Genomic DNA, 249 nt, shown 5'->3' with positions numbered 1-249 from the left:
AGCACATGCGCGGAGCCCAGGCGCGCGCGGCCGATCGGTCCGACCTGGGGACTGGCGACGCCCAGCCCGAGGAAGGAATAGGCCTGGCCGTCGTGACCGATCTGCCCCAGGCGCCCGTCGCGGCTCTGGGTCGGGCCACCGAAGTCGAGCTTCGGCGACCAGCCAGCCGGCCAGGGCAGCCAGCGCGGCGATTCGCCCGGACGCCACACCAGTTGTCCCGCTTTGTGCAGCCAGAACAGGCAGTTGGCG

General features: G+C 72.3%; 1 pseudogene. It reads right to left on the bottom strand.

Features of this window, described 5'->3' with window-relative positions:
- A pseudogene (locus tag KVT32_RS30945) lies at window positions 1-249 on the bottom strand (hypothetical protein); the annotation flags it as partial.

This window comes from Achromobacter sp. GbtcB20, from assembly GCF_019091095.1.
GTDB lineage: Bacteria > Pseudomonadota > Gammaproteobacteria > Burkholderiales > Burkholderiaceae_B > Achromobacter > Achromobacter mucicolens.
Note: the sequence above shows the minus strand (reverse complement) of the source record. Positions and strands in the feature narration are given on the sequence as shown.